This is a genomic window from Yersinia mollaretii ATCC 43969, assembly GCF_013282725.1.
GTDB classification, from domain to species: Bacteria; Pseudomonadota; Gammaproteobacteria; order Enterobacterales; family Enterobacteriaceae; genus Yersinia; species Yersinia mollaretii.
Genome location: NZ_CP054043.1, coordinates 289,493 through 314,284, shown reverse-complemented (window position 1 = coordinate 314,284; position 24,792 = coordinate 289,493). Strand labels below are relative to the sequence as shown.

The following is a 24,792-nucleotide window of genomic DNA, read 5'->3' as shown; positions in this document are numbered from 1 at the left end:
TTTTATTTCTCCTGAATTTTTAGATTATATTTATTTGTCATTAGAGCCATAAATAATGGTATTGTTTTTGGGGAGGCGTGAGTACTCTGAATCAACATTGTTTTTGTTGTTTAAGTATTTTGACTGAATATGTTCCTGAATGTTCATTAGACCAGATGAAATCGCGGGCTGATTTTTTTTTGCTGATTCTCCACCCGAACCAGCAGCAAGATCAATTAACTTAATGTTATGTGTTTTTTCCTCAATGACAAAAGTTAATTCGCCAACATACATGCAGATATGATCCAGATACTTTTGTATATCTTTAATTTTGTCATAGAGTGCTTGTTTATCTGTGACTTCTTTTATTATGGGTAAGATTTTTGGATCTAAAGTACTGCTTTGCATAATAGGTTTAATTTTGGCAATGAACTTAATTACCTCTGTTTTATATGCAGGTTCATACTCTCTCATTTTACTTTTGTTATTTTCATTTACCTTACGGTAATAATAGTCCAAAGCTTTATTATTGTTTTTTGTGAGATTTTTTTCAGGTTTTTTTTCAGTAAAATTACCATTATTTATCGGTGTTATGTTTTGTAACTTGGGCAGAAGAAAGTCTGGGATAATATTTGTTAATGCATTATGATTGAATAGTTCACTTCTCTTCACTCTCGGCTTGCAAAACATTACACCGTAAAATTCCGAAAGACTAACATAAAAATCTTTATCCATGCCTGAGGCATTTTTTTCCCAGACAATAGTTTTTTGGGTTGATATTGATTCTTCAAACAAAATTTCTGGCATTGATTTAATTGCGGTTGAATGTAAGTTTAGAGAGCTTATAAATTCAGACATAAATTTCATCCTTAATTGTAAGATTTCAGTTGTTATTGATTATTCAGAAGACATAAAAGTTAAATTTTTAGTGCTCTTTTAAGTATAAATAAGATTTTTTAACTTGAATTGAATTTCTCATTAACACTATTATCTTGATAACGCATTAATAATGATCTCTATTTTGTATATTAAATTATAATGCTTATTTTCAATCTTTACTCTTCGGCAACGATAAATCTTTTTTAAATAATTTAAAGCTATACTTAGGTATGGTTTATACCTATGCTTTAGTTTTTAATGCTCGTTTTTTTAATATTGGCATATCTTCTTTATGTATTGATAAACATAGTTATATCTTGGTTTGTATCCGCGTTTGTATTTCTTTTTCGGAAATTAAATAACAGAACTACATAACAAATGGTTTTATCCTACAGACAATCCCCTTTGATTGCAGTATTGATGGAGAGTTAGTCGGTGACTAACCTGACTATAGGTAATACTCTGGTTTGGTTTTTAGGGCCAGTGACATAAGGAAAATCAGTCTGGATCTGCTATTTTTGGAGAGGCTCATTCTTAGCCAAAATAAAAAGGAAAAATCATGTCATATCTTCGTAAAATAGTGGCCATTCTCTTATTCTCATCTTTTCTATTTCTCCCTATAAGCCCTGCTCTCGCAGAGAGTACTCAGGTGGTTGAAGTGCCATCAGAGGTGAGGTTTGAGTTGATTGGTCATTGGGATCAGGCGCGGCTCAATAAAATTCTCCAGCAGGAAACCCCCGAATTTTCTGGTGTAACAGTAAAATACTCGCCAGCAACTAATGGGGTGCAGCTCTATCGTGTCACTTATCCATCGGTGATACCGGAGCGTGGTAATAAGCCTACGGTTGCGAGTGGGCTGCTGGCGATCCCTGATATCAAAGCCACCACGCTGCCAATGGTTTCATACCAACACGGCACGGTGTACGGAAAGCAGCAAGTTCCTTCGTTCCCGGAGCAGTCCCCTGAAACTGCATTGATGATTGCCCAGTTTGCCGGGCAGGGATATGTGGTCATTGGCGCAGATTATTTTGGCATGGGGGAGTCCAGCGAACCGGAAGGCTATATGGTGAAGGGCAGTCATCAGCAGGCCAGTTATGATATGTTGCAGGCCAGTAGGGCAGTGCTAAAGCAGATGCAGATTAGCACGCCAAAACTATTCCTTGCCGGCTGGTCACAGGGTGGTTTTGTCACCATGGCTTTTCTGGAAAAGCTGGAACAGATTAAAGAGCCTGTGTTGGCCGCAGTAACCGCCAGTGCGCCGACCGATATTTTCATGACATTAAGCGGGTTCCTCAATTTCCCACGCAAGAATGATGCCGACTGGGTGCCGACGTTATTTATCCTGTCCGCATTCTCTTTCGAACATTATTACGGTGTGCCCGGTTTGGCGCGTTCGGTCATCAATGACGATTATTATGAAGTAGCGCGCAATGCCTATGAGAAAAAACCGTTCAATGCAGCCGATATTCCCACCGATTTACATAAGCTGGTGCGGGCGGAATATTTTGATCCGCAATTTTTTGCGGCGTCAGCCTATGGCCGATTGATAGCCGATACTCAGGCTTACCGCTGGGTGATTAAAACCTCAGTGAAAAACTATTATGGCGAAGCGGATGAAGCCATCAGCGTCGGACTGGGGAAATTGCCGATGACCTATCAACAGGCGATGGGTAATGGCAATCCGCAGGTGCAGGCGATTTCTACCGGCCAAACCAGCCACCGCGGTACCTTTGCTAGTGCAGTGCCGCAATGGAAGATGGTGTTTGATGGGGATAGAAAATAAGCAGCGAGTCAAGGTCATCTCAGCCACATAACTCTTTATAGCTCCCCTTGTGGGAGCTTCTGGCGGGAAGATAGATGAGTTACATTTCTTTATTGCATGGATTTTTTTCTATTTCATAGGTTTTTTTATTTTAAACCCTGATGATTTTATTTGTTTTAAAAGTAATTTAAAAATGTAATGTAGTATATTTCTTTTTTTTAATGAGAATTTTTATCGTATTATTTTAATGCATCAGTATGTCTAAGGTGAACACGTAAATCTGTACAGTTATATTAGTTATTGGTGTGTTCAATCTACTTATGCTGGCCAGTTGCCATTAACAGAATCTTTAAATTATATTATTAAGCGCTAACTTACGGTTTACGGGGTAGGTGTCACTTTATTTCTGAATGGAATTTCAATATGGTCATTTTTGTGGTCCTTATTTTTTCAAAGTAGGGGAGCTTACAAACTATTAGAGTTAAAGATAACTGTTACAACTAAATATAAGGATAGGAAATGAACAAAGAAGAATCGTCAGTTACCCATACATTAAATGATGTAGCATCACAGCCCATCATTTATTTTGCTGGTTCAATTAGAGCGGGTCGTGAGGATGTTGTTATTTATGCCAGCTTAATTAATGAGATTAAAAAGTATGGGAAAGTGATTACAGAACATGTTGGTGATTATTAACTTTCAATTAAAGGACAGTCATCTCTTTCTGATCGGCTGATACATGATCGAGATCTTAAATGGTTACGTCATTCCGATGTGGTTGTAGCTGAGGTGACAATACCAAGCTTAGGTGTCGGATATGAAATAGCTACAGCTATTCTGTGGCGGATTCCGGTGATTGTATTGCATCGTGATAGCGATAAATTAGTATCCGCAATGATTGCAGGAAGCCCTGGGGTTGAAATATATCACTATAAAAATATTACTGAATTTACAGATATTATTGAAAAAGCGTTAAATAAAAATGGACTGGAAAAATTAAAATGAATCGGAATATTACTCATGCATTGCTCGATGTTCTTAGGAATATTGACAGCGTTGGTACAGAAATGGTTGCAAGAGGCCAGACACAAAAAGAAGTATTATCAACACTGACGAAAATTGCAAATCCCAGGGAGCGTTTTCTTGTCATTCCTGAGCGTAAAAATAATGTATTTGCCCAACTTGCAGAAACTATCTGGGTACTTGCCGGTAGGGGAGACCTTGAGTTTCTACAGCATTACCTACCGAGATCAATAGAGTTTTCTGATGATAACAAGACATGGCGTGCCGCTTATGGGCCGCGTCTAAGAAATTGGATGGGGAAAACTGATCAGGTTTCTTGTGTCATCAGCCGATTGCAAGAAGATCCTAATACTAAACGCGCAGTGATGTCTTTATTTGATCCCATGAGTGATTATTCAGATACAAAAGATGTACCATGCAATAATTGGCTGCAATTTATACAGAGAGATAATATATTATATTTGCATGTTACGGTTCGAGCAAATGATGCTATTTGGGGGTTTAGTGGTATTAACTTCTTTGAGTGGAGCGTACTTCACGAAATTGTCGCGACAACATTAGGTTATCAGGTGGGAACCTTATCCTGGTATGTAGGGACATTCCATATATATAGCAGACATTATAATACTTCTCGTGACCTTTTACGGATTAAAAATCCTAAAAGTCCCTACGAATGCGGTATAGAACCAACTTCAATTCAGACAACTTTAAATAATTTGGATGCTACGCTTGATATTCTATTTCACGCGGAGTCTCTCTGCCGTGAGGGCAAGTTTCAAGATGCTATGGTTATAGAAAAAAAATTGATTGACCCGTTCTTTCAGTCGATTGCTATTATGTTGAGGATCTACAATGCTGAGTTACAAGGTCTAAGCCATAATACAGTCATAAAATACCTTGAAGATTTAAAACAAGGTGATTTTCGTGTCGCAGCCATTGAATATCTTAGCCGCAAATGGAAAGATGAGAGTTTATTTTATTCTGTAGATAAAGCCACATCCGAATTTTTTAACCATTATTTAATCATGCAGGATGATCAACGAATTGAATAGCTTTATTAGTGTATGTGGCCTATGAATTTGAATAATATTTTAATGTCAAGTTACTAAATATATTATTTATTGCATTTGTCGAGTTCAACACTATTGCATTTTAATTCGGAGAGGTTTATTAACCACGATGCTGTATGTTGCATTACACAACTTCATCGTGGTAGGTGAACTAAAGATCCGATAAAAAATTGAAGTTCATATATGTAATTGAATAGTATTGAGTTTTATGTCGCGCAGCTCTTCCTTGCAACAAACCCCGCTACCTAATCTTCTACATTCACTTCCTTAAAGTACAATCCATTATTGCACCTTAGTGCAACTATCGTCCCTGCTTCACATACGTATAATTGTGTTGATAAGTAAATGGAAAACTGATCTGAAGGTCAGATCACTGCTGACAACCGTACTATTTCAATGACAGGAATTTATTGAGATGTTAAGACCTTTAACCGACTTCAGCAACATTATAAAGTTCATTCACGCCAAGAGCAGTATAAATTAGAAAAAAGGCCCCCAAACTCTGGATGATATTTTTTCTGAAAAAATTTTCATTTAAGGATCACCCGTGATGAACTCGACGAGCGTAAGGAAAACAAGAATTAGATAATTAAGATTAAAAATCACAAGAATAATTGCGAATATTTCCTGCGGATGTCCCTTATTTTCAATATGGCGTAACGAACAATCTCATTGGATTTTATTTGGCCGAATTAACATCGCGTCAGTCCGATGGTAACACAATGCCAATTTGGCCCCTCCCTGGCACCTTCAACCAACCGGAAATCCATTAGAATGCGACAATATCTTGTACCGCAGCCCATTTTATCCACCGAACCAGAGCGTCTGCAGGCACTTATCGATTATACGCAGGAGTTGGATGCCCACGTACAAAAGCGAGCACGTGCCAACCAACTCAAACTGCCGGAGCTGGCTTTTGCCCCAGCAGCCCTCGCCAGCCTTGGTCCAAAGTACCCCGCGCGCACTTTCTCCTACCTTAATGAACTTGAGCGTGACCAGAGTGACGCGCCTGCCGATGATACTGAGCTGTTTGACGACGTCGCGGCCTATTTCCAGGGGGCAATCCGTCCACAGTCACGACATTCTCTGTTTAATATGGTACCCGAGCCGAGTATGGAGGCTACCGCAGCCGCATGGTTGGCCACCGCCTACAACACCAACAGCTTGATGGATGCATTCGGTGGGGAGGCATTGCTGATTGAACAAAAAGTGGCGCGGTGCATCGGAGCCTGGGCTGGCTGGCCGCAAGCGATGGGCATAGCCTGCAGCGGCGGCAAATTCACTATCATGTATGCCCTTAAGTCAGCACTGAGCCGAATCGCTCCCGGATCGTTGCGGACAGGTTTGCCATCTGATTTGGTCATTCTGTGCAGTGAGGGATCGCATTACTGCGTCGAACATGCCGCCAGCCTACTCGGACTCGGTTCCGACAACTGCCTGCGGGTACCCGGTAACAGCGATGGGCGTATGCAGGCTGACGCGCTACGGCGCATACTTAATGAGCAACATGCTCGCGGACGGCGCGTCGCGGCAATTGTGTGTTGCGGCGGAACCACCATTAACTTCAATTGTGAAGATACGCATGAAGTACGCGCCATCGTTGAAGCGTTCGCTCACGAACACGCATTGCAGGAACGCCCTTACCTGCATTTGGACAGTGTCATCGGCTGGTTATACCTAACCCTGCTCAATGCCGATAGCGCGCAATTGCACCAACGTGTTCCTGATCCGCGCAGTAGAGAGCGGATCGCCGAAGTGCTGCGGCGACTGCGCGGTATCGACGGTTTCGATTCACTCGGCGTAGATTTCCATAAAAACGGTTTGTGCCCCTATGCGAGCAGCTTTTTTGTCGCCCGCGACCACCGTTTTATGGATGAGCTGGGTGACGGCAACTACCGTTACAGTGACCAGGATTTTCAGTTTGGCCAGTTCCGCACCTATCGCTACACCTTCGAAAACTCCAGACAGAGTCAGGGGATTCTGTCCGCCTGGGTCAATCTTCGCCGATTAGGGCGCAACGGCTATGCTGACTACCTCACTAGTTTACACGATGCCCGCAATTCGCTTGCTGACGCGTTCGAACGCCACGGTCTGTTCCGGGTACTGAACACATCCAGTCTGGGTTGGGAGCTGGTCTTTGAGGCACCCTTTGGGTCAGACTTGATCGCTTTGGCGCTTTCCTACCAAGACCTCGCCATGAGCTTTATGCAAGAGTGTTGGACGCGTGTCAACGCCGGTTATGACCTGCCGCTTTTCAGCGTCGTGCCAGACTATCGCATTAACAATAACCCGGATGCGGTCACCACCGGCTTCCTGCTTTATCCAATGCAGCAACGAGCCGATCACCAGTGGGACGAAACTGTGGCGCTCATCGCCGCACAATTTCACCATTTTCAGGCCCGCTTACGCGAAGAACCGGCTGAACTCGCCGTCGTAACGTTTGAAAAACCCATTCGTTGAACTGAGAGCTGCAGCTATGAAATCGATGACCGATCCCACGCCGAATGATGTTTTTATCCGACTTAAAACAATGGTTGAGCGCCACCACCCCCGGCCAGATATGCCTGATTTCGCTGGCTCAGCCCTGCTGGATTTATCCATCGGTAATCCCGATTTAGCCCCGGACCTGCGATGGCGTCAGCGCCTGCAACACTTTGTTAGCCGCGACGATCTACACGGTTATGGCGAGTTCCGTCCCGATATCAACCGTCATTTGCGGCAACGCTTCGCTGCCTATTATCAGCGTCGATTTTTACCGTCTGATGCACCTGTTTTACTCGATCCAGAGCGCCATGTTGTTGATCTGCTCGGCTCCAAAGAAGGCATATTTTACAGCCTGTTAGCTTGCCTGACCCCCGGCGAGACGGTGCTTATGGCTGATCCATCCTACGCCGTCTACCAAAGCTGTGCCCGGTTGATAGGTGCGCGCGTAGAATTATTCACTTGTGATGAACGGGGACAACCCCAACTGGGATCTCTGCGTGCTGAACAATTAGCAGGCGCGCGAGTGCTGGTGATCTGCTCGCCAAATAATCCTACTGGTGTGGAACTGTCGCCAGGTAAGCTGCGAGAAGTGCTGGATTTTGCCCAGCGCCACGATCTTTGGGTGGTGATTGACCGGGCCTACGCCGAGATTAGTTTTGAATTACAGAGTAACGGCACGTTGGGCGGTGCCGCTTTACCGGAACCGGGGGCATTGTCACGTGTGCTGGAGCTGCATAGCCTGAGCAAATCATGTGGTATTGCGGGCTGGCGCATCGGCTTCGCTGCAGGGGCACCGCAACTGGTAGAAAAGATCCGCGCCGCAAAATTCAACACTGACTTCGGTACTTTTCTGCCGCTACAGTGCGTGGCGGCAGAGATGCTCGATGAGCTGGAAACCATAGCAGCACGCAATAGTATAATTTATGCTGCGCGTATGCGTCGATTTGTTGATGGTGCGGCATCTTTGGGCTGGAACATTCCCCCCTCGCAAGGCACTTTCTTTCTCTGGGCACCGCTGCCACCTGGCTTTGCAGGCGATGATTTACACTTTGTTGAAACATTATTTGAGGCGACAGGTGTACTGCTGACTCCCGGTAGCGGTTTCGGGTCTGGTGGTGCGGGTCGGGTACGTATTGCATTGGTGCAATCCGACGAGATACTTGATGAGGCATTGCATCGACTACACAAATGGCGAGTAACTACTAGCACAGTCTGAACGGTAAATGTGCCACCTGATAGCAGTAACAGCAGGATTTTAAATGCAAAAACGGACGTCGATTGACGTCCATTGATAATAAGATGGTGCCGGACTCGGAATCGCCCTTTGATATTATCTTCATGTAATATAACTATTTTATATAATTCGATTATTTTTGTGCCCACATTTGTACCCTCTCTAACTTTTGTGGCTTTTGCACAGGCTAGTATGGGAGAAAAGTTGTAGTAACCAAACAGCGATATGACTTGATGACAGTAGCATGTTAGGTGCAATACTTACACGCGAGTTGCCAGCATCTCTGGATAGTGCTTCGCCACAATATCATTCATATTATTCACTAAGTCTGATCGTTTAAAGACCAAGTGCGCTGATCCCTTCATGAAGTATTTTATCGAAAAGTAATCGTCTTCATAAACTTTCGCTATATGCGGATTGGCACGAATATGCTCATACAACCGGCTTGTCACATCGCCCCGGTTATCCGGGATCGCTTTACCGTCCAGCAAGTGTAACATGCGCTCCAGGTCTGCCAACTGGTCTCGCCGGTAACCGTGGTTCAGGGTAAAGCCCCATTGGTTGCAACTGACCAAATTGCTAATGATTATTTTTTTGCCAAATTGGCATGGACTGTTGGTTTTATAGTGCCAGGATAATCCTTTGAATAAATTGATGACCCCGCGTTCAAATACCTCGTCCTTCTGCTGGTGGAGTTGCTCAAAGGTACTGAGTATGTTGGCTTCGCTGATGGCAGGAATATTATCCCCCTCAAGGTTCCTGTACCACTGGTCACGCGCCTGAGCGTCCATCAAACTGAGCATCCCCGATTTCAACATCAGATCTCGCCATATACCGCGATCGAGATTGCAGGTAATCACTTTCATGGCAGTTTCTGCTTTCTCCATGAACCAACAGCCAGTACGGAAGTCTTGTCGCATGGCCCAGTCTTTTGCTATTCCACCGCCAATGCTGTTGGTGATGGCTGAAATATCCTCAAGCTGGTGGATAAGCGCGTCAATCTGCACCAGCGCGGTGTTACGCACGGTGATGATACGTTCAATACTGGTGGAGCAAATCACATCGGTGTGGCCGGTTAGAACCTGTGGCTCATCGATAACTGTGCTGAGTGAAGTAGACATCGTAGGAACTCCATAAAAGCAAAACGCCAACTATTGTTGTTGGCGTCGAGGAAGAGGAATGTTTCAGGTGCCAGTACCTGCCGTTCAAGACAGTTCTTGATACACCGCGATATAGACATAACCGTGACTGCCCAGCGTATCGGCGTCACAGACAAATCCCCCGAGCCGGACCGTAAGGCACTGCTGACGGCGAGGGTCAAGCTGACCGGACAGCAACTGCGACTCCAGTTTGGTTATCAGCGCGGGGAATACCGTATCAAGCGACTGAGTGGCTTCAAGGGAAAAGGTGCCGACAATGTTGGCTCTGTCACTCAGAAAGTGCAGGTGTGTTCCCTCCTGTACCAGCCTGGCTCCCAAACGTGGCGTAATATCACGTTTCAGGCCCCATGTTGGGGAAGTAGTCATGTGGTTATTCATGTTAACGGTCTCTATGGAATAGGATTGAGGGACTCGGTTGGGTACAGCAACGTTGGCGGAAAATGCGCACGCCACAGACCGGCCGCCTGGCGTGCGCGGGCGATATCGCCCTTACTCAGCATCGGGTCTTGCGCCAATGCACTGAACCCGGCACGACCAATACGCACTAAGGCATATTTCTCAACCAGTGCATTAATAGTGTCGCCCACTGAAATCTCTTGTTCAATCTGTTGCGTAATCACCTGTTCATCGTGATAGGGCGTATCGTTGAGGCTCAGGCCGTAGTAGTGCTCCAGCAGGAAAGCGAGCAGTTGTTGATAAATCACGGGCACGGGTAATGCACCCTGCGCTGTGGGGCGTGGTTTCATGGAGATGTTCTCAATGTGGATAATGCGGGATTACGTCAGGCGACGAGCGGTGGCATCACCAGTCGAATGTGGCGAAACCGGGCAACACATCGCCCAGAGCATCAATATGCAGGTAGGTTAGCCCATGGCGTTTCATTAATGTGCTGACCAGACGGCGGCAGGCTTTGGAGAGGTCCAACTGCCTGAGTCGCAATACCGGGTGGTTCCAGGCATTAAGTCGAATCAGGTAGCCTGTGCCGGTAAAATGGATCCATTCGCCATCGCCGAATGCCACCTGACAATGGGAAATTCGGTACAGCAGCGCATTGTCGTCCTCGGTGATATGTGCGGTACTGCATTGCAGACCGCGAAGGGTCAGGATGTGGGTTTGTTGGATAGTCGTTAACATGGCAGCCACCCCAACTCGGCTAACGAAACCGGCTCGCTTTCACCGATAATCAGGTGGTCCAGTACGCGGATGTCGACCATGTTCAGCGCATTAACCAGCCGGGCAGTCAGTGTGCGGTCAGCCTGGCTCGGAGTGGGGTCTCCGGCCGGATGATTGTGGGCGATGACTACGGCAGCACAGCGGTGGTGCAGTGCCCGAATAACAACTTCGCGGGGGTACACTGTGGTGGCATTAAAGGTGCCGACAGAAACGGTTTCACTGGCCATCAAGCGGTGGCGGTTGTCCAAAAAGAGCACCATAAAACACTCCTGCCCCTGAGGACGAAGATGAAGTTGCAGCCAGGCTTTCACTGCCTCGGGTGAGGTCAAGGTGTAGGGACGGTGTCGGAGTTGGGTTTCCAGTATCGCCAGTGCCTGGCTGATAATCTGTTGCTGGGCAAAAGGCAAGGTGGGGAGTGAAGCCCGCATAGGCTGATGTGGCATGGGGGAACTCCTGCTCGTCAGTCAATCAAGTCAAAAATGGCCTGGCTTTCAGGGTGTTGTAAGGCATATTCGCGCAATCGGTAAAAGTGGTCGGTAATGGCCTCACTCTCGGTGTGGCAGGCATGGTGGCTGTAGGTCATCAGGCAGGCGATGATACCGGCTGCTTCACGACTGACGGTGGCACCATTACCATTGAGCGCGTTAAACAATACGTAGTCTTGCTTGGTGCCCGGCACCATAAATGCCCCGCCGTTGGGCAAGGTGTAGAAGTCCCAAAAGTCGCGGCGGTAGTCGTCACACAACCGGTCCAGCCAACGAAAAACCTGTGGTTCAATCAACGCCCATTTGGGAACCTGGCCAAAACACTTTGGCCAAAAATAGATGCGTTGCGCATCAGAAACCCGGGTGGCTGTGAGTGTGTTTGTACCTGTATTGATTTGCGTATTCATGAGAAAATCCTTGTGTCATCATCGGTTAATAACAAAACAGGCTCCATCGGAAAACCGTGGAACCTGCTGATGTGGGGTGATAAAAGTGAGTAAGTACTTACTAGGGGCGTTTAGGTACGATTAATTATCAGCCGTGTGCTGGCTGGGGAGCGGTGAAAATCAGTTGCAGTTGGGTGCAGGACTGTGCGTAACCATCAGCGTAAAAACAGACAGGCCAGTCACCGCCTGCGCACATTAACCGGCACCGACTGACTTCACCGGGGCGGTAACACCCATAAAACAAAAAACGCTCTCCAGTGGGAGAGTGACTCTGTAGTGAGAATGGGTGATGTTGGTTAATTTCCAATAACGGTATAAAAGCAGAACCCCTTGTATTAGGTATCTGCTTTCTTATTACGGTGTATTTATAAATTGGAGTGCGATGTATTATAGGGAAGACAATCCGTAAGGAGGGAAATATTTAGGAAGGGCGGATTTATGATGGTGATTAATATTAATGTATTAATCACCCTGTATTGATGGATATATTAACAGTACAGACTGACGATAAGCGTTAGTCCGCTAAGACTTGCTGTTAGTTATATGGTTGAGGCCGAAGAGGCTCAACTTTCTATCAAAGTAAGGAGTGTCAGAATATAGGTGACCACCCAGACCCAGAAATAGACAGGCTTTTGTGTCAGGGCTTGGGCGCGTTTCCAGAGATAGACGGGAACAAACCAGGCGAGCTTCCCGTAGCCTGAGGTATCGATCCCTCCTTTTTTCAGATTACGTTCATCCCAGTAACTGAGCGCAATATTTAAAAGAAGAGTGATATACCAGAATTGACCACTGAACAAGGTCTCCATAGCCGCATCTTCATCCCCCGTCGTCGCTCCTGCGATGAAAGCCTCCAACATAAAGCCTATCAGGGGAGCAAAGGCCAATATCCAGATGACGGTATTACTGACGTTGTGGCTCGGCAGCGCGGGGGGCGTTCTGCGCTGGCTCAGTGAGGCGGATAATACGGTGGTACTTAGGGGGATCCATTCATCCCACCCTTGCTGCCAGACTAATGTTGTCGCAACCAGCGTGCCATGGGTGATCAGTACGGCCATATCCGTTTCCATTATCGGACCATGGCGCTGCCCATTCTTTTCATAGAACCATTCTTTCATTTTTTATCCTTAATCAGTGAGGTAACAACAACACTCTGCCCGGCAAGGCTGAATAGCGTTACCGTATCAAAGTAAGATTTTTTATTGCGTCATTTATTGCCTAATGTTGATATCTAGATATCAGCCATGTTCGAGGGGACTCTATCGGCCGTATTACTGAAAACGTCGCCCTTCAACGGCACTATTTTGGTTACGTAATACATTATTTATCTTGAGTTCAATTAATCGATCCCTACATAATACAGACGGCATATTTAATATAAACGCGCCTAAGAACAGGCGTGTTATTTCAATACCAATAACGCGCCGGTCATTAATCTCATTCACTACGGCTCAACCAGCCAAAACAGTTTGGTACCCATAGGATTTGAGACCCCGCATCCCGGAGTGCATCTTATGAATAACATCACCTGGCGAGAATTGTGACTGATCGCTCCCCAATATGCCGTATTCCCCCGTCATTGCTCTCCGGTTGTTCATCGCCAAAAATCAGGCTCTGATGAGCGACAGGAAATAATAAAATAGCCAAAAAACCATTTTCCATTTATTCTAGCCTTCAACCAGAAAGTCTGTAATACATTATTTTTTGCTGAAGTATTCAGCCTGACGATGGATATAAACAAAGTGTATCGGCAGGGTTGCATAAAAGATAATCGATTCTACAGATCAATATCAGCAATATTGATCGGTTAAAACGATCATAATCGCCAAGGTGTCATCCCTGTTACAGAGACTGTTTCATCTGCTCCGCCATGACCCACAGTGCGCGGTTAAGTTTGATATCACCATCGATACCACTGATGGCGCGGGTTCGGGCACGTTGTCCTCTGGTGCTCTTGCCCTGTAAGCCGCCTTTGGTCAGATTCTCCTGCACACGCTGGAATGTGGTCCAGAGGTCATCTTTTTTATCTTCCCAGCGACGGGGCATCAGGATTTGGGACTCCGTGACCGGATGGTGCTCCTCGCCGTAACGGTAGGTCAGTGCAGCATGGGCCAGTGCATACTGGTGCTCTGCTGACAGCGTTAATGCCTGCATGCTTTCACGACTTTCTTCTATCTGGTCAAATATCCCCAGTACTTCGTAGGCCCCTTCAATCACCTTTTCCACCACCGTGGCCCCTTTGTGCGGTACACGAATTTCACCAAAACTCAGACCACAGACCAGGCCGTTGCTGCAAATTTCGCGGAACATACCCGGCAACATCTGGTAGCTACTCGAACCATCGTGACTGTTGAGCAGAACAATCTCTTGCACTTCTCTCTGCGTGATTTGCCCCGTTCGGCGTAGCCGCACCATATGCTTGGTGTGCTCACGTTTATCCAGGTCCCGCACTCGGGTCTGGCAGGCAAAGAACGGCACAAAGCCTTCTTCACGCAATTTATCCAACAAGGTAATCGTGGGAATGTAGGAATATCGCGAACTGCGGGAGGCATGCTTGTCTTCGCCAAATACACTTGGGACATAGTAGGCCAGTTCATCGTGGGTCAGGGGGCGGTCGCGGCGAACCGAGTTCACCCGACCAAAGCGGGACGCTAATCGTGTCATGATAATTTCCTTAATAAATATGGGTATAAAAAGCCACTTCTATAGCGAAGTGGCTAAAATGTGATGAAGTGGATTCAGGTATGCAGGCTTTAAAATGGGGGTGTGTGTAGGTCGTGCTGGGCCAAAGAGCATGCTTGGAGATATAAAATCAAAAGAAGAAAGACCAGAGTGACGATGCCATTGAAACAATCGCATCCCTTGCTGCCTTAACCGCTTTTATCACCAATTTTGGCAAGGTTATCTGTTCCACTGCCCGGTCAAAGGCGTGCTCCATCGTTTCACTAAAATCCTGTCGGGCCTTTTTTTCAATCGATTCAGATTTAAATGCAGGTCTGATTTGTGTGGTAAAACAGCTGGTGGCGGTGCGGGGTAAAGCATAGATAATATTTTCTATCATTGCTGGAAGGTTATAACCATAAACGGCTGATACTGCCTTAATAGCATGGCGTGGATATCCCATAGCGCCTTCAACCGCGCGTATTTTTAGCGCAATAGTGTTTTTCTGTTCTGAGGACGGGCAATTTTGAATACTGTCCCATTCTCTGCAGGGTTCAATTTTATCAACCTGATTCAAGACAAAAACAACTTTGTCTTGATATTCCGGGACTGCGCATATGACATTCTGGTAAAAATGTTGATCGACAGAAAGCGCACGGTCATCCGCTTTTATTACCCATATAATCAGATCTAGTTTGGGTAACCACTGCTCATAGAGGTCTTGATATTCTTTATCTCTGTCACTGCTCTCACCGACCCCAGGTAAGTCAATAATGGTCATCTGCCGGGAGCCGATACTGAGCCGGAAGGATTTCGCCTTCCGCGTGCAGGCATGAACATTGCTGGTGGGCGAGAGTGGTTGAGAGAATATTGCATTACAGAGACTCGACTTCCCTGCACCGGTTTTACCCATGATACCGATGACGGGCTCATAATTGATAATACCCTCAAGATGCTGAATAATTGTCTGTGCGATATCTGATGGCAGAATACTCAGGGGCAAGTAGAGTTTATTTAATACGTTTTTCTTTGTCATTATTTACCTTCATAAACATTTTTATGTGTAAAGGCGTAGTTCTACAATACGCCTTTGTTTGTTCATGTAGGTAATATAGACGTGAGATTTATTTGAACAGGGATTTAGATGTGTATTGTCAGGTTTTATGTTTCTCAATTTTTCTAGTGTTATATTTTATATTATATTCTTGCTCCAGTAAGTCATTAATGAATACATCTAGTGTTTTACCACTGTCTTTTAACATGGTTTTTAGTCGCAAATCGGTTTCTTTTTTAAGGTAAAAATGTTTATTTACATTATTCTGTCCTTTCTTTTGGCGGTGACGACGTTGCGAAAGTAATGCATTGATCTTTCTTTCCAGATTCTCTTTTTTATCTGGAGTGTTACAAATACAGTCAAAATATCCAATAATGGCTAAATAACGTTCCCCCTGATTAATCGGAATGAATATTTCATTGATGCCATATTTTTCTTTACTGAGATAATTCCAAATGTGAGTGCATTCCTCCTCACTCTTTTCATCTAGTAAAGATAGCGGTTTTTTCTGTTTAAATATATGGCCCCAATCATTTTTATAGCTATCCATGTAATTCTTTTTTCCATGTTCAGAAAGATTTAATCTATCGAAGTAATCAATTATTTTATTAAATCTTGAGTTTTCATCCGGGTATGTATATAGGACTTTATTTTCTCTATACGGACTGAGACATTTATACCACATCCATAAACAAATACGGCTGTCATTTTTTATCCAATCGAACTCACTTAATGGGAGAATGGACTTTTTAGATTCACAAACCATTTCGATAACGAAGTTATTCATTTCAAAAACATCATGATTATAATGCCTCCTGATTTTTTCATTTATATAAGTACATATATTTTCTGGATTATCATTTTCTTTCATATGACAACGTGAAATGATTCCATTTTCAATTAGGTATGCAATATAGAAAAAACACTCTCGTAATTCAGATGAGTTGACTCCCTTAAATTGATCACTTTCATTGCCCATTTATTATATCCTTCATTCATATTGGCAGTAATTACGCCGTAATTTTACCGTAAAATTGTAGGTTTTTTCTGTGCATATTGTCATGTTTTAAGCATAAAATTCTCGTCATTTAGACGTAATGATGACCGACATAGCGTGTATGTAACAGCCCGCATAAGCGACACACCTACGGAACAATACATGTAACTTATGCAAAAAATGAATGATATGAAGTAGAACTGGATAACAATGTGTAACAGAAATAAGGTTATTACTGATATTTTATATAGAAGTCATCAGATTAAACCATTCCTCGTCAGAACATACAGTACCCACTCACCTGCCTCATAGTCAGAGGGGGATTTACTCTCGCAGACTTATTCACTCAACTCCCATGTCATATCCATATTACAACAATTAAATGCCTCCCTTTTAATAAATACACTCAATCCTCTTATTATGAATTTCAATCTTACACTGGGATAAAAATGAAACGTAGCTCTGTAGTTAATCCTTATTACGACATGGATGTGACCTTGCAGCGTAATATTAACAATCATCTTGATCAGATTTTTAAAAATTATTCTAAGATTCTCATGCTTAGAGTGGATTTTGCCTACCGAAAAGATTCACATGAATTTAGTTGTCAAGATATACATGGCATCACCGCGGATATGGTTCAGTTACTCATTGAGATTAAAAACATAAAGGGTTTATCCGGTTACATCTGGGTTCTGGAACAAACCCAGACACATGGACTTCATATTCACGCTGCATTTTACCTTAACGGACAAATCAGAAGTAAAGTGTGGCCAACGTTCGCGGATATCAGCAATCGCTGGGAAGTAATAACTAGGGGGGAGGGGTATGCTCATCGATGTGAACCTAAAGAACATTATTTTATTAGAGGGGAGCAGATAATTGATTACAGAAATCACAAAGGTATTGCTGGTATGAAATATATTTTGAGTTATCTGGCGAAACAGAACCAAAAGGAAAATGGGAGAGTCTATGGGGTAAGCTCTCTACCAGAGAGAAGTGTGAGAGGAAGGCGGCGCCATTATTAATATCAGTGTACTCTACACCTTGATTTTCGTTTTTAGATTACAATGATGTTCATTGCAGTATTTTATTTTACGACATCCCCAAACCTTATGACCGGAACCACGTCACTTCCGATGGGTTCCTTTACATAAGGTATTTTATAATGGATACATACTCATCTACATTACTGAATGACCAAATGATCGATATGGTCTTTATCACTGAATTCACAGGCCTTACCGATAAATGGTTTTATAAACTGATAAAGGACGGGTTATTTCCAAAGCCGATTAAACTTGGCCGGAGCTCACGATGGTTGAAAAGTGAGGTGGAAGTCTGGCTTTTGAATAAAATAAAGGACTCCCGGAATAGCTAAATAAACGGACCTACTCTTTTCTTTTGTTATTACCTATTCGTTATCTGTTCAGCCCTCATCATTTTCTCCCCTTTACTCATACTCGCCTGACTTATCTACTGCGTTAATATCCTCAGTTGTGTGTATGGCTCAAGGTGATGGCGTTGTTGAGAGGAAGCCCTGTCCAAAAGGATATTACTGTGTATACCACCACATCGACAAAAGCGCTTAAAAAGGCCTGTCAGGCTGAATTTAATGCCTGTACAGGCTGGGACATGCATACCGGTCAACGGCTGAGTGCGCATCGACGCTACCTTCAGATAAGCATGGTTTCCGTGTTGTCTGATGGTGTTGCAATGGCTGACCTGATGCTTTTCCCCCGTATTCTCTTGCCAACCCTGACGACTCTCAAATCCCGGTCTTCAGACAGGCATAACCGTCGTGGCCGTACATCAACGAATATTGATGACTATCCCTTACTTAACAGAGCATGTCCGTATTTCAGCTTGTTGATGAATGAATGTGATCGTTTACGTTTTACTCCGTGTCATCGGTACCTTGAGCGTATTGCCAGAGCGGTAACCTGTCATCAATTACGTGAACAACTCGCATTGATGATTTTCTACTCGTTGGCGCAATACGGAACGATACCCACCTGGTTACACCTTTCCTCAAACAGATACTCAGAACTCCAGGGCACGATCAATGACTGGTTTTTAACCCATCCAGCCGTCTCAAGGTTGACTGATGAATATCTCTTCTTTGCTTTCTATAACACTTGGACAGACTGTCCGTGACAGGCCAGACCTTGCTTAACACTGAATGACAGTGCCTTCTTATGTGACCCGTAGAGCCGCATATGCCTTTGTTGCGGTGTATCGATCGGTTAAACAGATCAATAAACGAAAATTGATCTGTATTACCAATTATCTTTCATTCCTCACTGTCGATACACTCGTTCGAAACCTTATTTTGAAAAAAAATAAGCTGTTTTAATTTATTAATAGTTATTTTAAATCAATACGATAGATGCATTGCAATGCATCGGTAATGTTTCGTGCCTGGGGTGATATCTGTACCTGGCGCTTAGAACTCGAGGATGAAAGGAGAAGAGGCTGTGCCACTTGCAATGTGTATAACGCTGTCAAGCCTGGTAGGGATATTGGCAGCATATTTTGACCCACGTATTCAGGGATTTTTACATACATCAGGAGCGGTCCTGGCCTTTGTCCTGGTACCCGCGTTAGGTATTTTCATTGGCAATTTATTGCGGCTATGGTTAAGGCCTGATGTGGTTTTGGGTACCACGCAACAGGTTATCGGTGCCCGTATTTTTTGGGCGATAGGTCCACAGTTTATTGGCTGGATGGTCGGATTTATTGCCGCCTCCAATCTTGCAGGATTACCCGTATGAGAATAAATACTCTGCTTATTAGTGCCTTGTTGTGCCTGCCCCTTACATCAGCCTATGCCAATAATTACTCTAATAAGGTGTATGCAAAAAATATCGGAATGCAAAACGGGCCAGAACCGATATCAAAAGTGTGTTTCTATGAAACACGTAATAAATACCAGTTTTCGGTATTGCTCAGAAACACAGTAACCTGTCCCCATATTGTGTTTTACAACATGAATACAGGGAATGTCACCACATCGTGATAAGGAAATAAAAATGAAGAAAAAAATAGCAGGGTGTATAGCGATGGTTTTTATGGGTGTAGGTAATACTTATGCGGCCCTCTGTCCAGAGGGCACAGTAGCACAACAGCAGGCTGTGCAAATATTTACCGATTTTAACGGTTCAGCCCCTGACCATATGAGTCCGATGAAAAAAGCAGCAGATATTGCAAACCCGGCCGAGAAGGGAAAAAAATTAAGCGTGGCTGAGTTTACTGCTAGCCAGTTGTCAGCACAGAGTAGTGATAACTATCGCATTCGGCTGCTCTATGCAGTAACACCGTATGATTGTTTTTTATCAGGACAAGAGATAATCAAAATGGGACAGGGAAAATAATCAATGTAATGACTTATAGGCCAATTATCTGTTGGCCGAATCGATAAATATTACCTTGATATTAAGATTTGAGGGGGAATATCTGTAGTGAGTACTTGATCGAAAATGTTACTGGATATGGTCTCTGATTGAAATGAGGCCTCCAGTGCACTACGCAGTGGATGAAACACATCGTCATCATCTGGGAACTCGCCATATTCCTGCTAACACACGGCTAATTTATTGGTGCCCAGATAAATAGGAAGGAAGCGGTTGATATCGATTGCAAAATGGCGTCTAAATCGATCACGGTTTGGCATCTTTCCGATCACTCCGGGAATTAACTCTTTCTTGCACGGTCTCCATTGCTGATTTTTACGCCAATGGAGGAATCGATGCCCAAAAAGAGAAAAGCCAGGAGTCCCATGGAAACCTGTTTTAAGATCCTTCAGTTCAAGTTCGACAAGAAGCTGACCAACCGTTGCATCGGGCTGACGCTGAAAATCAGTTCATTAACTTCTATCACGCTTTAATGCAACGTCACTGCCATGGCCCTTACCTGAAGCGATATCACATGACGCCCTTGAAAAGTTGATATTCCCGGCAAAAAGCACGCTGCTGTCAGGGCGGGTGATGCCGGATCTGCTTCACTTCGACACCGAGATGAGAAAGTCTGGCGTGACGCGGCAACTGCTGTGGATGGAGTACAAGGCTCAGGCCGGGGAGCTGGCAATGGGGTACTCCCACTTCTGCCGATGCTACGCTAGGGACATAGTAGGCTAACTCATCTTGGGTCAGGGGGCGGTCACGGCGAACCGAGTTCACCTGGCCAAAGCGGGAGGCTAAACGAGTCATAGAGATCTTTTGATAAATAATCTCGGTGGTTTATGACACAAAGATTGATGAGGTATATTAAATAGCACCATTGTTATTTCACTAAAGTAATATAGCTCTTTAAATAAAGTTAAATTAACTTTATTTAATCATTTAATCATTTAATCATTTAATCATTTAATCATTTAATCATTTAATCATTTAATCATTTAATCATTTAATCATTTAATCATTTATAGAGTAAATATATACATTCTTTTGTCTTAACTAATACTTAGAGAGTTTATTGTTTCGGTTGAGTCTGTGACTCTCATTACTTAATGTATTTCACTGGTTTTTGAAGTTTAATTAATAATGATTAGATATTACAATGATAATTCAATTTTCCATGAGGATTTAAATGTTGAAACAGCAGTAATATAGACATCTAATTGAATGTATAGTTTGAAAATTATCGTATTTGTAGTGTCTTAATTTACTGTTTATTGATAACTCTCAATGTTGATTTTGTTTCTAACAAATAAAGCTTTAAAGAAAATTCAAATCGATCAACCATTTTAATTCATGAACAAGTTGAGGTTAAAAATGGTTCCATCATCCCCACAGGAAAGTATTAAAAGAGTTTTGGCCGCAGAATATGTAAGAATGTCTACGGAGCATCAGAAGTACTCTCTTGATAATCAATCTGAATATATAAGAGAATATTCACTGAGAAATAATATCACGATCATTCATACTTATAATGATGCTGGTAAAAGTGGGCTGAACATCTCAGGAAGACCAGGATTAAAGGCATTACTCGATGATGTTATTAATAAGAAAATAACCATTTCAGCTATTCTTGTTTACGATGTGAGTCGATTTGGACGTTTCCAGGATGCGGATGAAGCTGGGCATTACTCACACTTACTTCGTAAAAATGGCGTGAAAATTATCTATTGTGCAGAGCCATTTTCAGAGGAGCATCCTGAAATGTTTATGCTCGGGTTGTCATTTTCGCGACATGGGGCAGCAAGTTATAGTCGAAACCTTTCTGAAAAAGTATTCCTGGGGCAGGTTAATTTAATTAAAAGAGGCTACCATCAAGGAGGAGTGGCAGGTTATGGGTTACGGCGCTTATTGATTGATGAGCACCATGTACCAAAAGGAATACTTGAATTCGGCCAGAGAAAAAGTATCCAGACTGATCGTATTATTCTCTCTCCAGGACCTTTGGAGGAGATTAACATTGTCAATAAAATATTCGATATGTTTAACCTTGAAGGGAAACCTGAAATTGTTATTGCTACAGAATTAAACCGAACTAACGTTTTTGCTGAAAATGGAAATAAATGGACCCGAGGGAAAATACACCAAATACTCACGAATGAAAAATATATCGGTAACAGTATCTATAACAAAACCTCGTTTAAACTGAAACAACGGCATGTCAATAACCCCGAAGATGAATGGGTAAGGTTCAATGGAGCATATGAACCTATCATCAGTATTGATAAATTTAATCTTGCGCAAGAAATTATAGCATCAAGAATGGTAATTTTTACTGATGATGAATTATTGGAGAAACTGAGTATTCTTTTGATTAAAAGAGGGCGTTTGTCAGGGATTATAATAGACGAGGAGGAGTTGTTGCCATCAAGTAGTACTTATCGTTCCCGATTTGGTAGCTTGCTACGAGTATATAGCCTTATCGGATACAACCCAAGGCAGGACTATACCTACCTGGAAACCAATAAAGTTCTGAAGGGAGTTCATTCTTCTGTAATCGAGACTATTATTGAAAATATTTATAAATCTAATGGGTGGGTTAGTGATTCGCCCACAGAAGGGATTTTAAATATCAATGATGAATTCACTTTATCTGTCAATCTTGCTCGGTGCCAGCGGTTATCAGGGAATAGCTTAAGATGGAAAATCAGGTTTAATCATTTGTCAGTTCCAGATATCAGTATTGCTATTCGTATGGATAGCTTAAATAAGTCCCCTATTGACTATTATATTTTCCCTTCAATTGATGCGGTTTATAACCATTTAAGTTTAAAAGAGAAAAATACATTCGGTCTCGAATTGTATAATTTTAATACACTTAATCCATTTTACCATTTAGTGAGAAGAACAACATTTATAGAGAAAATAAAACGATGACCACTGAAAAAGTAGAAATGATAGACATATGCAAAATCATGGTTAGTAATCCAAGAGACCGGGATGTGTTTACTCATAATGAAATAAAAGAAAACATTAACCAGATTGGCCTTAAACGGCCCATCACGGTGAGAAGGATGGTTCATGATCACTTTGAATATGCACTGATTTGCGGGCAAGGTCGACTGGAAGCGTATCAAGAGTATAAAGAAACCATGATCCCAGCAATAGTTAAAAATGTCGATGAAGAAACAGGACATTTAATGAGTCTGGCTGAAAATATAGCTCGTAGAAAACCGAGAGCAGGAGAGCTTCTTGGCTGTGTAAGACAATTAAAAATGCAGGGTCTGACAGACAAAGAAATCGGGTATCGGCTAGGTTATACAACCAGTTGGGTTCATGGTGTCATGAATCTCATTGAAAGAGGGGAAAAAAAACTGCTCATTGCATTTGAATCAGGTTATATCCCATTATATCTGGCCGTAGAAATATCAAGAGCTGACGATAATGAAACCCAAAAGTCACTTACTGAAGCTCTTCTCAACGGACAGATAAAAGGAAATCAAATAAACCGCATCAAACGTATTCTTGACAGACGAAAAGAAGGAAGCAAAGGTGCTATTAATAATACATATACAAATGGTCGTCCTCAGAAAAAGTTGAGTCCAGAAGAATTATCAAAAATATATCAGAAAAATGTCAATGAACATAAAGATATCCTTGTTAAATCTAACTACGTCAATGAGACCATACTGGCCGTCAAGGAGATATTCAAGCAATTAATAGAAGATGATGACTTCTGTTCAGTATTGCGGAATAACAATATCACCAATATGCCTGAGGCTCTGCTTGATAAAAATTTTAATAGGGATAAAAATTATGATTAAGCAATGTTTTAATCAGCAGTTTCAAACATTCACGATAGCAAGCCTTGTGCATTCTAAGTCACTGCCAATCAATGTGAAATCCAGTATAAAGTATAAGCAAATACTTACGTCAATATCAGAAGTTGGTTTAATAGAACCAGTGATTATTTTTATCACAGATGATGACTCTAAGAAGATTTTAGATGGACATCTTCGTATTGAAGCATTGAAAGATCTCGATATTGAGTTTGTTCACTGCCTAATATCACCCGTTGAAGATACCTATTCTTATAACAAAAGAGTTAACCGATTAACCATCATCCAAGAACAAAAAATGCTTCAAAAAGCCATCGATTCAGGCGTATCAATAGAAAAGTTGAGTGCTGTTCTGGGGACATCATCAGTGACGCTCAATTCAAAGTTGAGGATATCTGATGGTATAGCCAAGGAGGTTATGGCACTTTTGGCGGAGAAAAGTGTTTCACAATCGATCTTTAGAATATTGCGAAAACTTAAACCTTACAAACAAATAGAAATGGTGACAACGATGATAAATATCAATAACTTCACCCAAAAATTCGCCTTGTCAATGCTTCATGCTATTGCTCCTGAGCATTTAATCAATAAAAGTAACAAGGAGTCAGATAATAAAGATATTGGAAAAACCCTTGCCAGATTAGAAAAGGAAATGGCAGCAATACAAATTGAAACCGAAAACATCCAAGATGAGTATGCTGAGAATAATCTAAAAATGGTCATTATAAGGTCACATATTATCAAACTACTCAGTAATAATGAAATACTGCACTGGTTGTATGATAACAAAAATGAATATCTTACTATTTTAAAGAAAGTGTCCGGAGTGGATAATTTAAATAATATTACAATGGTGGATTAACGCCATTGTGAACGATGACCTGTCTTTGTTCGGATCCACAGAACAGGTAAGTCTAATAATGTCGGTTCTCTCTCCTTGAAATATAAAAAAACCGTTGCCTCTAGAGAGGCAACGGTGAGAGGGACAATCAACTTAATATCTTGATATATAGAAGGACGTTGAGGTATCTGATTTACAGGCGATCAGCCAGATATGTTAGCGTGTAGCCTGCGTGACGGTCGTAATTTGTTGCATCGACATCACCAAGTACTTTCTCTCGTCTAGGAACCAGAATCATTGCCCATAGATATGG

The 24,792-nt window shown here is 42.7% G+C and carries 25 protein-coding genes and 2 pseudogenes; 15 read left to right on the top strand and 12 right to left on the bottom strand.

Annotation, left to right across the window (positions count from 1 at the left end):
- Positions 1–30: 30 nt before the first annotated feature.
- Positions 31–837: a hypothetical protein gene (locus HRD69_RS01410; RefSeq protein WP_032815006.1), complete on the bottom strand. Its 807-nt coding sequence runs from the start codon at positions 835–837 to the stop codon at positions 31–33.
- A 580-nt stretch (positions 838–1,417) separates the two neighbouring features.
- On the opposite strand from HRD69_RS01410, the gene HRD69_RS01405 reads away from it, so the two are divergent.
- The 6 genes from HRD69_RS01405 (at position 1,418) to HRD69_RS01380 (ending at position 8,413) form a co-directional block, all read left to right on the top strand.
- A complete protein-coding gene (locus tag HRD69_RS01405) occupies positions 1,418–2,641 on the top strand; it encodes an alpha/beta hydrolase family protein (RefSeq protein WP_032815007.1) in 1,224 nt (407 codons plus the stop codon).
- A gap of 498 nt (positions 2,642–3,139) precedes the next feature.
- Positions 3,140–3,316: a hypothetical protein gene (locus HRD69_RS01400; RefSeq protein ID WP_004876037.1), complete on the top strand. Its 177-nt coding sequence runs from the start codon at positions 3,140–3,142 to the stop codon at positions 3,314–3,316.
- 93 nt (positions 3,317–3,409) lie between these two features.
- A complete protein-coding gene (locus tag HRD69_RS01395) occupies positions 3,410–3,625 on the top strand; it encodes a hypothetical protein (RefSeq protein WP_172984589.1) in 216 nt (71 codons plus the stop codon).
- Positions 3,622–4,695, top strand: a complete 1,074-nt coding sequence (locus HRD69_RS01390) for a thymidylate synthase (protein WP_050413211.1) — start codon at positions 3,622–3,624, stop codon at positions 4,693–4,695. Before HRD69_RS01395 ends, HRD69_RS01390 begins: the two co-directional genes overlap by 4 nt.
- A 792-nt stretch (positions 4,696–5,487) precedes the next feature.
- Complete coding sequence (locus HRD69_RS01385) at positions 5,488–7,173, top strand: pyridoxal phosphate-dependent decarboxylase family protein (RefSeq protein ID WP_004876040.1); 1,686 nt, start codon at positions 5,488–5,490, stop codon at positions 7,171–7,173.
- Positions 7,174–7,189: 16 nt separating this feature from the next.
- Complete coding sequence (locus tag HRD69_RS01380) at positions 7,190–8,413, top strand: pyridoxal phosphate-dependent aminotransferase (protein WP_004876041.1); 1,224 nt, start codon at positions 7,190–7,192, stop codon at positions 8,411–8,413.
- Positions 8,414–8,691: 278 nt separating this feature from the next.
- Here the strand turns inward: HRD69_RS01380 and HRD69_RS01375 are convergent, their stop codons facing one another.
- The 10 genes from HRD69_RS01375 to HRD69_RS01330 form a co-directional block, all read right to left on the bottom strand.
- Positions 8,692–9,552, bottom strand: coding sequence for a DUF4942 domain-containing protein (locus HRD69_RS01375; RefSeq protein WP_004876042.1), 861 nt, complete (start codon positions 9,550–9,552; stop codon positions 8,692–8,694).
- Between the two features lie 84 nt (positions 9,553–9,636).
- Positions 9,637–9,969: a type IV toxin-antitoxin system YeeU family antitoxin gene (locus HRD69_RS01370; RefSeq protein ID WP_004876043.1), complete on the bottom strand. Its 333-nt coding sequence runs from the start codon at positions 9,967–9,969 to the stop codon at positions 9,637–9,639.
- A gap of 11 nt (positions 9,970–9,980) precedes the next feature.
- Positions 9,981–10,337 carry a TA system toxin CbtA family protein gene (locus tag HRD69_RS01365; protein WP_004876044.1) on the bottom strand — a complete coding sequence of 119 codons (357 nt, stop codon included), beginning with the start codon at positions 10,335–10,337 and terminating at the stop codon, positions 9,981–9,983.
- 55 nt (positions 10,338–10,392) lie between these two features.
- Entirely contained in the window at positions 10,393–10,725 is a 333-nt protein-coding gene (locus HRD69_RS01360; RefSeq protein ID WP_050413212.1) for a DUF5983 family protein, read from the bottom strand.
- The gene (gene radC / locus HRD69_RS01355; protein ID WP_004876046.1) at positions 10,719–11,192 is read right to left on the bottom strand and encodes a RadC family protein; all 474 of its coding nucleotides are present in this window, start codon (positions 11,190–11,192) and stop codon (positions 10,719–10,721) included. Before radC ends, HRD69_RS01360 begins: the two co-directional genes overlap by 7 nt.
- Before the next feature lie 32 nt (positions 11,193–11,224).
- A complete protein-coding gene (locus HRD69_RS01350; RefSeq protein WP_032815008.1) occupies positions 11,225–11,656 on the bottom strand; it encodes an antirestriction protein in 432 nt (143 codons plus the stop codon).
- Between the two features lie 602 nt (positions 11,657–12,258).
- Positions 12,259–12,810, bottom strand: a complete 552-nt coding sequence (locus tag HRD69_RS01345) for a DUF4339 domain-containing protein (protein WP_004876048.1) — start codon at positions 12,808–12,810, stop codon at positions 12,259–12,261.
- A gap of 724 nt (positions 12,811–13,534) precedes the next feature.
- A complete protein-coding gene (locus HRD69_RS01340) occupies positions 13,535–14,356 on the bottom strand; it encodes a DUF932 domain-containing protein (RefSeq protein ID WP_004876051.1) in 822 nt (273 codons plus the stop codon).
- A gap of 148 nt (positions 14,357–14,504) precedes the next feature.
- Positions 14,505–15,389 carry a GTPase family protein gene (locus HRD69_RS01335; RefSeq protein ID WP_004876052.1) on the bottom strand — a complete coding sequence of 295 codons (885 nt, stop codon included), beginning with the start codon at positions 15,387–15,389 and terminating at the stop codon, positions 14,505–14,507.
- A 118-nt stretch (positions 15,390–15,507) separates the two neighbouring features.
- A complete protein-coding gene (locus HRD69_RS01330) occupies positions 15,508–16,386 on the bottom strand; it encodes a hypothetical protein (protein ID WP_004876053.1) in 879 nt (292 codons plus the stop codon).
- Between the two features lie 467 nt (positions 16,387–16,853).
- Here HRD69_RS01330 and HRD69_RS01325 point away from each other — a divergent pair, with 467 nt between their 5' ends.
- From HRD69_RS01325 to HRD69_RS01300, 6 genes and pseudogenes are all read left to right on the top strand, one after another.
- On the top strand, positions 16,854–17,432 hold the full coding sequence (locus HRD69_RS01325; RefSeq protein WP_004876054.1) for a YagK/YfjJ domain-containing protein: 579 nt from the start codon (positions 16,854–16,856) through the stop codon (positions 17,430–17,432).
- A 140-nt stretch (positions 17,433–17,572) separates the two neighbouring features.
- Positions 17,573–17,785 carry a helix-turn-helix transcriptional regulator gene (locus HRD69_RS01320; protein ID WP_032815009.1) on the top strand — a complete coding sequence of 71 codons (213 nt, stop codon included), beginning with the start codon at positions 17,573–17,575 and terminating at the stop codon, positions 17,783–17,785.
- 179 nt (positions 17,786–17,964) lie between these two features.
- Positions 17,965–18,561 carry a hypothetical protein gene (locus HRD69_RS01315; RefSeq protein WP_152412104.1) on the top strand — a complete coding sequence of 199 codons (597 nt, stop codon included), beginning with the start codon at positions 17,965–17,967 and terminating at the stop codon, positions 18,559–18,561.
- 302 nt (positions 18,562–18,863) lie between these two features.
- Positions 18,864–19,178 carry a hypothetical protein gene (locus HRD69_RS01310; RefSeq protein ID WP_050078958.1) on the top strand — a complete coding sequence of 105 codons (315 nt, stop codon included), beginning with the start codon at positions 18,864–18,866 and terminating at the stop codon, positions 19,176–19,178.
- 258 nt (positions 19,179–19,436) lie between these two features.
- Positions 19,437–19,778, top strand: a complete 342-nt coding sequence (locus HRD69_RS01305) for a hypothetical protein (RefSeq protein WP_032815011.1) — start codon at positions 19,437–19,439, stop codon at positions 19,776–19,778.
- 404 nt (positions 19,779–20,182) lie between these two features.
- Positions 20,183–20,525 (top strand): annotated as a pseudogene (locus HRD69_RS01300) (IS21 family transposase); the annotation flags it as partial.
- Here HRD69_RS01300 and HRD69_RS01295 read toward each other — a convergent pair.
- Positions 20,505–20,612: pseudogene (locus tag HRD69_RS01295) on the bottom strand (DUF932 domain-containing protein); the annotation flags it as partial. The pseudogenes HRD69_RS01300 and HRD69_RS01295 sit on opposite strands and share 21 nt — an antisense overlap.
- A 564-nt stretch (positions 20,613–21,176) precedes the next feature.
- Between HRD69_RS01295 and HRD69_RS01290 the strand changes: the two are divergent.
- From HRD69_RS01290 to HRD69_RS01280, 3 genes are read left to right on the top strand one after another with little or no spacing between them, the layout of a single operon-like run.
- Positions 21,177–22,736: a recombinase family protein gene (locus HRD69_RS01290; RefSeq protein WP_032815020.1), complete on the top strand. Its 1,560-nt coding sequence runs from the start codon at positions 21,177–21,179 to the stop codon at positions 22,734–22,736.
- On the top strand, positions 22,733–23,623 hold the full coding sequence (locus tag HRD69_RS01285) for a ParB/RepB/Spo0J family partition protein (RefSeq protein ID WP_032815012.1): 891 nt from the start codon (positions 22,733–22,735) through the stop codon (positions 23,621–23,623). The genes HRD69_RS01290 and HRD69_RS01285 overlap by 4 nt, the downstream gene beginning before the upstream one ends.
- Complete coding sequence (locus tag HRD69_RS01280; RefSeq protein ID WP_032815013.1) at positions 23,616–24,500, top strand: ParB/RepB/Spo0J family partition protein; 885 nt, start codon at positions 23,616–23,618, stop codon at positions 24,498–24,500. Before HRD69_RS01285 ends, HRD69_RS01280 begins: the two co-directional genes overlap by 8 nt.
- Positions 24,501–24,792: the final 292 nt, after the last annotated feature.